At 60.4% G+C, this 8579-nt stretch carries 7 protein-coding genes, 1 tRNA gene and 1 pseudogene; 6 read left to right on the forward strand and 3 right to left on the reverse strand.

Translation table 11 applies throughout. From position 1 onward, the window contains the following. Positions 1-44 precede the first annotated feature (44 nt). Together AC3EC3_RS19565 and AC3EC3_RS19570 are read left to right on the forward strand one after the other, a co-directional pair. A tRNA-Met gene (locus AC3EC3_RS19565) sits at positions 45-121 on the forward strand. Between the two features lie 112 nt (positions 122-233). Next, positions 234-692, forward strand: coding sequence for a hypothetical protein (locus AC3EC3_RS19570; protein ID WP_488491250.1), 459 nt, complete (start codon positions 234-236; stop codon positions 690-692). A 99-nt stretch (positions 693-791) separates the two neighbouring features. Here AC3EC3_RS19570 and AC3EC3_RS19575 read toward each other — a convergent pair. Continuing rightward, positions 792-1874 (reverse strand): annotated as a pseudogene (locus AC3EC3_RS19575) (recombinase family protein); the annotation flags it as partial. Between the two features lie 19 nt (positions 1875-1893). Then, the gene (locus AC3EC3_RS19580) at positions 1894-2148 is read right to left on the reverse strand and encodes a hypothetical protein (RefSeq protein ID WP_488491251.1); all 255 of its coding nucleotides are present in this window, start codon (positions 2146-2148) and stop codon (positions 1894-1896) included. A 227-nt stretch (positions 2149-2375) separates the two neighbouring features. Here AC3EC3_RS19580 and AC3EC3_RS19585 point away from each other — a divergent pair, with 227 nt between their 5' ends. The 4 genes from AC3EC3_RS19585 (at position 2376) to AC3EC3_RS19600 (ending at position 7693) form a co-directional block, all read left to right on the forward strand. Beyond that, a complete protein-coding gene (locus tag AC3EC3_RS19585; RefSeq protein WP_488491252.1) occupies positions 2376-2678 on the forward strand; it encodes a hypothetical protein in 303 nt (100 codons plus the stop codon). A 10-nt stretch (positions 2679-2688) separates the two neighbouring features. Further along, positions 2689-3123, forward strand: coding sequence for a PIN domain-containing protein (locus AC3EC3_RS19590; RefSeq protein WP_488491253.1), 435 nt, complete (start codon positions 2689-2691; stop codon positions 3121-3123). A 347-nt stretch (positions 3124-3470) separates the two neighbouring features. Beyond that, positions 3471-5792, forward strand: coding sequence for an AAA family ATPase (locus AC3EC3_RS19595; RefSeq protein WP_488491254.1), 2322 nt, complete (start codon positions 3471-3473; stop codon positions 5790-5792). Next, positions 5789-7693, forward strand: coding sequence for a UvrD-helicase domain-containing protein (locus tag AC3EC3_RS19600; RefSeq protein WP_488491255.1), 1905 nt, complete (start codon positions 5789-5791; stop codon positions 7691-7693). The genes AC3EC3_RS19595 and AC3EC3_RS19600 overlap by 4 nt, the downstream gene beginning before the upstream one ends. A gap of 49 nt (positions 7694-7742) precedes the next feature. Here AC3EC3_RS19600 and AC3EC3_RS19605 read toward each other — a convergent pair whose 3' ends face one another. Continuing rightward, on the reverse strand, positions 7743-8510 hold the full coding sequence (locus AC3EC3_RS19605; RefSeq protein WP_488491256.1) for a hypothetical protein: 768 nt from the start codon (positions 8508-8510) through the stop codon (positions 7743-7745). Positions 8511-8579 lie beyond the last annotated feature (69 nt).

Genomic DNA, 8579 nt, shown 5'->3' on the forward strand with positions numbered 1-8579 from the left:
CTACAGAACGCAAAAACTACGGGCTCAACTCAAGCCCTCAGTGTCGCGGGGTGGAGCAGCCCGGTAGCTCGTCAGGCTCATAACCTGAAGGTCGCAGGTTCAAATCCTGCCCCCGCAACCATCTCAAATTGTGATATCATACACAGAACATCAGCCGCCCCAACCGGGCGGCTTTTTTGCGTCCGCAAGTCCTGATGGTTGCCCCCTCCCGCAACCACCTCAACTTGCGATGGATGCAAGTTCTGGTCAGAGCCGGTCCCCGCAACCATCTCAAATTGCATTTGGCCCGCCCCTCCGGCGGGCCTTTTGCTTTTGAGCGATATCCCAAGGATTCCCGCCAGATCGCCGCGCACGTCGATCTGAAGCGCCCCATTCTCTGGTGTCAGGATGATCTCGCGGACCAGCGAGCGCAGCGCATCGGCTGCCACCATCCGCTTGGCCTCCGAATCCTCCTGAAGCGCCCCGTACAGTTCATCGACCTGGATGCGGTAGTGATGCGCCATGTTGGGGTGGAGCAGGGGAGGCGGTTCATCCGCTTCCTGCAGGAAGGCCTTCAACTCTTTCTGGCGCCGTTCCAGCCCGACCATCTTCTCATTCAGTCGCTCGGCCGCGCCGCCCTTCAGAATGAGGTTGAGGAGCATATCCAGTTCCCGATCGATCTTCTTGACCTCGGCTGCCGCCGCGTCGATTGACGCCCGCCCTTCGATCCGCAGCCGGTTCATCTCACGGGTGAACTCGTCACAGAACTCTTTGAACAGTTCCGGCCCCATCAGATGGTGGCGCAGCGCGTTGAGCACGCGCGATTCGAGTTGCTCCCGGCGGATATTTTTGCGGTTGTCGCAGGTGCCCTTGTTCCGGGCCGTCGAGCAGCCCACCAGGTCCGCCGAAATCATCGAGTAGCCGCCGCCACAGCAGCCGCATTTGGTGAGCCCTGAGAAGAGGTAGCGGGGCCGCCGGCGCTCGCGGAAGTGGTTCTCCGCCTCCCCGTCCTCGCTGCGGTTCTGTTTGACCGCCTTCTGGCGGTCCTTCACCGACTGCCAGAGGCCGTCCTCGAGGATGCGCAGCTCGGGAACGTCCTGGGTGATCCATTCCGATTCCGGGTTCAGGCGGGCCTGGCGCTTGCCGGTGTCCGGATCCTTGAGGAAGCGCTGGCGGTTCCAGATCAGCTTGCCGACATACATCTCGTTGTTGAGGATGCCGTTGCCGCGCTTCGGATTGCCGTTGATGGTGCTGAAGCCCCATTCCCCGCCGCCGGGTGCCGCGATGCCTTCCTTGTTCATCTCGAAGGCGATCCGCTTGGCGGACTTGCCGGCGGCATAGTCGCGGAAGATGCGGCGGATCACCTCGGCCTGCACCTCGTTGATGGTCCGGTCGCCGCGGACCGGCTCGCCGTTCCCGTCGAACTTCTTGACCACGTCATAGCCATAGGCGTTGCCACCACCCGATTTGCCGGCTTCGACCCGGCCGCGCTGGCCCCGGCGGGTCTTGTCCGCCAGATCCTTCAGGAACAGGGCGTTCATCGTGCCCTTGAGCCCGACATGCAGATACGTGACCTCTCCCTCAGACAGGGTGACGATCTTCACATCCGCATAGGCCATGCGCTTGAACAGGCCGGCGATGTCTTCCTGATCGCGGGACAGGCGGTCCATCGCCTCGGCCAGCACGATCTGGAATCGGCCTCGCGTCGCATCCGAGATCAGCGCTTGGATGCCGGGGCGCAGCAGGGAGGCGCCGGAGATCGCGTGGTCGGTATATTCTTCGATAACCTGCCAGCCCTGCTTCTCGGCATGGAGGCGGCAGATGCGAAGCTGGTCGGCGATCGAGGCGTCGCGCTGGTTGTCGGATGAATAGCGGGCGTAGATCGCGACCTTCACGATGCTCTCTCCTGGGATGTCAGGAGCGCGGGGTGCGGCGTCCCTTCATCTGTTCCTCGTAAACCTCCCGTGCCGCTCTCCTGGCGAGCAGGCGCGCCAGTTCGACCATGCGCGGGTCTGGGCCATCGCCGCTCGGCATGAGCGTCAGTTCCGGCTCGACGAGCCGGAGCGCACTCCTCTGCTTTGGGCGGTTGCCATGGTCCATCGTCGCGCCGTTCGAAGCCGATTGCAAGGTGATCGGCCGCAGGATCCATGCAGGCGTGGGTATAAGCAACGGGAATCGCGGTCGAATATCTGGCAATAACAGGTGTTTGGTAGCGGGTCGCGGCGTAGTCTGGCGCGGCCCAGCGCGCCGTAGAAGACGGAAATGACCGCCCCCTGATCCGGGAATCGGTCGATCGCTGGGCTGTGCTCTGCATCGCCATGGCTTACCGTTCGCCCTTCGCTTGCCTGATAGCGAAAATAGGTCTATATATCTGGTCATATCACGAAAGGGCAGCCATGGGCAACGCCGCGCAGACCAGAGCAACCAGAAATTACCGCGCACGGCTGACGCAGCGCGGCTTCACGCGCTTCGAGGTCATGGCCCTGGATACCGACCGCGACCTGATCCGTTCACTGGCCAAGCGCCTCGCAGAGGAGGGGCCGGAAGCGGAGCAGGTGCGTGCCGCCGTGCAGACGGTCGTGGCCGGCGAGCCGCCCAAGCCGGGCGGCATCCTTGCCGCGCTGCGCCGCTCGCCGCTGATCGGCGCTGATCTCGATCTGTCACGTCCGCGCGAGGAAGGGCGCTTGGTGGACCTGTGAGGGCCGGGTCGTGACGCGCTACCTTCTCGACACCAACATCATCAGCAATATCGTCAAGCCGCAGCCCTCGGAATCGCTGCTGGCCTGGTGGGCCGAGCAGAGCGACGAGGATCTGTTCATCGCCTCACTGACCGTCGCGGAAATCCGGCGCGGCATTTTGGAGAAGCCGCGCGGCAAGAAGCGTGATGTGCTCGACGCATGGTTCAACGGTGCCGAAGGGCCGCAGGCTCTGTTCGCTGGGCGGGTGCTGTCGTTCGACGACAAGGCTGCCTTGATCTGGGCGAGGCTGATGGCTGACGGTAAGACTGCTGGTCGGCCACGGAGCGGGCTCGATATGATCGTCGCGGCGGTTGCCGGCGCGAATGACTGCGTGGTCGTGACGGACAATGAGAAGGATTTTGACGGGATCAAGATGATCAATCCCTTGCGGGACAAGGGGCTCTAGGAGCCGCGCGATGGACGTAATGTAGATATTTCCGTTCAGTCTTGGGACATAACTGTCGTTCTTGGGTAATTTGCCGAACGGTAGCTTTGTCAGGCCCGACCTCCGGCGTCCGCTTGGCAGCGCCGCAAAGTGAGCAGGATTGGGACTAACTAGGCAAGGCCCCCATCATTTTCGCGTAATCGATCGATGTCATCCTCCCGTAGTCGAACGAGTCTGGTTCAACGCGAGCAGGCGGACGAGGATGTCCTCATCGTCGATCTGTCCAGCGCGCCAATCTCCGCCCCAAACTATCCTCTGCGTTGCGCGGGAGCGTCGTTTGGCTATGTTCCCTTGAGAGAGGGTGGGATATGCGCATAGATTTTGTTGAGGTTGCCAATTTCCGGAAGTTGATTTCGACACGGATCGGCCTGTCGCCTGAAAAGACGGTGTTTGTTGGTGCCAACAACAGCGGAAAGACCTCCGCTATCACCGCGCTGCGCTACTTCCTTGTGGATTGGGAGCGTTCGAGCTTCCGCTTCAACGACTTCACCCTTTCGCACTGGCCGGCGATCAACGCGATGGGCCAGAGCTGGGAGGATGCGCATGTCGCTGAAGCGGCGCTGCCGCCGCCGGCGTGGGACGACGTCCTACCATCGCTGGATGTCTGGCTCCATGTCGAGGAGCATGAGGTTCACTATGTACAGAAGATCCTGCCCACCCTCGATTGGGCGGGCGGGCGGCTGGGCGTCAGACTGCGATATGAGCCGAAGGACGGTGAGCAGCTTCAGAAAGACTATCTGAGTGCCCGCAGCGACGCGCGTAAGCTGCAAGCTGCCGGAGCGGCACTCGCACAGGAAAAGGGCGAAGCACCCGAAAATTTCCAGGTCGCGATCTGGCCCCAGTCTCTGGTCGAGTTCCTGCAGCGTCGCGTCTCGAGCTATTTCGGGGTCAGAACCTATGTTCTCGACCCGGCCGCCTGTGTCGAACCCGAACATGGGCTGGCCCGACCTCAGCAACTCTTGGGTGCCGACCCCATCGACGGTGACCCATTTAAGGGCCTGATCCGTATTCACGAGATCAGCGCCCAACGCGGCTTCGGGTATGCCGGCGAGCAGGTGAGCGCAGACGGCGAGTCAAGCGCGAGTAGCGCGACCTCGCGGCGGCTGTCGGCGCAACTAAGGCAATATTATTCGCGTCATCTCGACCCGTACGAAAATCCCGATGCGCAGGACCTGCTAGCGCTGAGGGCAATTGAGGAAGCGCAAAAGGCATTCAACCTGCGGCTGACCGACGGTTTCAAGAATCCGCTCACCGAGATGGACACACTTGGTTATCCGGGAGTCACCGACCCAAAGCTTAGCATTTCGACGCGCATACGGCCCGTCGAGGGCTTGAACCACGACGCAGCGGTGCAGTTCGTCGTTCCGATGCAGGACGGCGACAATTCGGTCGATCTGTTTCTGCCTGAGGATTCGAACGGCCTCGGATATCAGAACCTCATCTCGATGGTCTTCAGGCTGATGGCGTTCCGTGATAGCTGGATGCGGGTCGGAAAAGCCCAGCACAAGGCCGCCGAAGACGACATCATCGCTCCGTTGCACCTCGTCCTGATCGAGGAACCTGAGGTGCATCTACACACGCAGGTCCAACAGGTCTTCATCCGTCAGGCGTACAAGATCTTGCGCAACCATGAGCTGTTGCGCGCCAATCCGAACTTCGTGACCCAGATGGTCGTAAGCACGCATTCGAGTCACATCGCGCATGAATGCAACTTTGAGTCGCTCCGATATTTCCGCCGGTTGCCCGGCGGGGAAAAGACGATCCCAACCTCCTGCGTGATCAATCTAGAAAATGCGTTCGGCGGTGACTTAGATACCAAGCGGTTCGTCACACGCTATTTGAAGGTGACCCACTGCGACCTGTTCTTCGCTGATGCTGCAGTGTTGATCGAGGGACCGGCGGAGCGCATTCTCGTGCCCAGCTTCGTCAACTCCCATCCCGAGTTCGCGAAGCTGTCGGAGAGCTATATTACCTGGCTGGAAATCGGCGGCAGCCATGCGCACAAACTGCGCAGCCTGATCGAGAAGATTGGACTCACCACGCTGGTGATCACCGACATCGATTCGAAGGACGCCGATGGTAGCACGGCAGCGCCCGTGCGAGGTGCAGCGTACACATCCGGCAACTACACTCTACGCAACTGGTGGCCGGCCATCAGTGAGCTGGACGCTCTTCTCGACAAGCCCGAGGCCGAGAAGGAAAAGGCTTATGATGCGGAGCGGTTCAAGCTCCGGATCGCCTATCAGTGTCCTGTTGAAGTCGTATTCAAGGGAACGACGACCGAGGCGCTTGCCTACACCCTCGAGGATGCGATCGTGGTCGCCAATCTCGATCTTTTTGCGGAGCTTCCCGGGGCCGGGCTGATCGCGAACTTTCGGGGAGCGATCGCTGACAGCGCTGATTTTGCCGCGCTCAGCGCGGCGATGAAGCTGGCATTGAAAAGCGGGAATAAGGCCGAGTTTGCGTTGGACTTGTTGGAGATCGAGAACCCTAGCGATCTGAAGCCACCGCATTATATTCGAGAAGGCCTCCTCTGGCTCGGTGCGCAGCTCGAACGGAAAAAGGTCGAACTGGGCCTTGCTCAAATCCTTGTGCTCGATGAAGCGCCGGCGCTCGAGATCGCACAATGACCGACGCTCCCGGCTTTACAAACGTCACGCTCGATGACGATGTCGAGAACCAGCTCGCGGCCTATCTCGATCTGGATCATCCACAGAGCTTTTTCATGTTCGCCGGTGCGGGTTCTGGAAAGACGCGTTCCCTGGTCAACGCGCTTCGCCATGTCGCGAACAAGTATCGCGACGTCCTGCGGTTGCGGGCGCGCCATGTCGCGGTAATCACCTATACTAACGCGGCATGTGATGAGATCACGCGCCGGCTCGAATATGATCCGCTGTTCGTGGTGCGTACGATCCACAGCTTTGCATGGATGCAGATCCAGAACTTCAATGTCGACATCCGCGTGTGGCTTCGAACCAATTTGCAGGCCGAGATCGAAGCCCTGACCACCGAGGAGGCGAAGGGCCGTGCCGGCACGAAAGCATCGGCCGCGCGCCAGATCCAGATCGAATCGAAACAAAGGCGGCTTAGCCGTTTGGACGAGATCAAGGCCTTTACTTACAATCCGAGCGGCGACAATCGCGAGCGAAATGCCCTCAATCACGCCGAGGTAATCAAGATTTTCTCGGGATTCCTACTCGAAAAATCGCTCATGCAACGCATGTTCGTGGAGAAATATCCGTTCCTGCTGATCGATGAGAGCCAGGATACGAGCAAGATGCTGATCGACGCGCTGTTCGCGGTCCAGCAGGCGCATGCCGATCGCTTTTGCCTCGGGCTCATCGGCGACACCATGCAGCGCATCTACCTCGACGGGAAGGAGCAGATCGAGCGAGAAATCCCAGAAGGCTGGGCATTTCCGAAAAAGCGCCTCAATCACCGAAGCCCGCATCGCATCGTTCGCCTTATCAACGACATCCGTGATGGCGCGGATACGCACAAGCAGGAACCGCGCGACGATGCCGGTCAAGGCTGGGCTCGGCTGTTTGCCTTCTCAAGTGACCTTGACGACAAGCCTGCCGCCGAAGACCGGGTCCGCGCCTATATGGCGTCGTTGACCACTGATTATGCTTGGAATGACCCGGCTAAATGCAAGGTTCTGACGCTTGAACATCACATGGCCGCCAAGCGGATGGGGTTCGAGCCGCTGTTCGAGGCACTCGCCTCGGTTGACGAGTTTCGTACCAGCTTTCTAGACGGCAGCTTTCCGGCAACGCGGTTTTTCACGCATTATGTGCTGCCACTGGTCTCCGCCCACCAATGCAACGACAAGTTCGCCATCGCGAAACTCGTCCGAGACACCTCACCACTGCTGAGCAAGGACAATCTCAAGGGATCGGCGAAGCCGCTCGATCAGCTTCGATTGGCGCAGTCCGCTATCGACAGTCTTTTGGCGCTGTGGACACCAGGAGAGCCTAGCTGTGCGGCCGTGCTCGAAAATGTCGCCAGCACCGGATTATTCCAGGTTCCGGAAAGTTTGAAGGCCGCGCTCGCCGCCCAGCGCGCGGACGAGATTGTGGATGCCGAGGATGAGGCGGCCGATCCCGTCGGCCGGAACCTCGAGGCGATCCTGAATTTCCTCGACTGCCCCTTTTCTGTCATTTCGCCCTATGCCGCCTATGTCGCGAAGGAAGCGGCGTTCGACACGCATCAAGGGGTGAAGGGCTTGGAGTTCGATCGGGTCATGGTCCTCATGGACGATGGCGATGCTAGGGGATTTCTCTTCGGATATGAAAAACTGCTGGGTGCGAAGGCGCCCAGCGCGACCGATCTCAAAAACGCCGAAGAAGGCCGGGACTCTGCGATCGATCGAACACGGCGGCTTTTCTATGTGACCTGTAGCCGCGCCAAATCCAGTCTCGCGCTGGTTGCCTATTCGGCTGATCCTGCGGCTGTTAAGGCGCATGTCGTCGCGGCCCGCTGGTTTCATGACGATGAGGTCGTTCTTGCGCTGCCTGAGAGTCCGCAGTGATCGAGACCAGACATTCACCGACGTTGGAGTGAACGACAAGCTCTGGTCGTCAGTCGACGATGGCCTCGAACACGCTGGCTCTCTTCACGGTCCCGAACAATCCACTCAGCTCGGGCTCCTTGGACTTGACCCGCCGGAAGTCCTCAAGGGTGCGCTTGTCGACGAATAGGACGTCGGTGTACGCTGCCAACACGGCTAGATGTTGATCATGAACGTCGCTGCCAGGCCGAGTGGGGCGCTCCTGCCCGTGGCGCTTTAGCGCATTGGAGATCCGCCAGCTCGGAAGGCTCCGCATGCTCACCCGCTTCAGGCGCTCGAACTCGATTCCCGTCTTCTCCGCGACAAGTCGCAGATGCGACCTGAATGTGCCCAGTTCCGACAGCTCCGCGACGGTACACTCCTCCCGGATCTCGTGCTCATCGATCCCCTGCCTGCCGTAGGTTTCAACGAGGAGCTGGCGCACCGTCACGTCCTCCCCCGGCATTTCCTGCATCACACGCAGGACGAAGTCGTTCGCCATCTCGAGCGCCTCGGCGTCGCTCCGGCGCGGATCGGCCGCCTTGGCTCGAGCAAAAGCGTTACGGTGGGTTGTTGCTATTACCTCCTGTTGATCAACAGGCGCGCGGATATCTTGCTTGCACAGCTGCCCGACCGTCTGCCCCTCGTCCATCGTCCGCATGCCTGAGAGAGCCGAGACCATCCCAATGTGCTGGCGCCTTTCCCTCATGATCGGACGCGCGGCGTCCCAGACCCAACTGTCATTCCTGCGGATTCCGACGATGCCGCCCACCCATTCCGATCTGATCGCGCCCACCATTCCGATTTGATGCCGCCCGGGTGGGGAGCAGATCGTGGGCCGATATTCACATGCGATAATTCAGTCGGT

The organism is Novosphingobium sp. BAM6 (assembly GCF_057784955.1).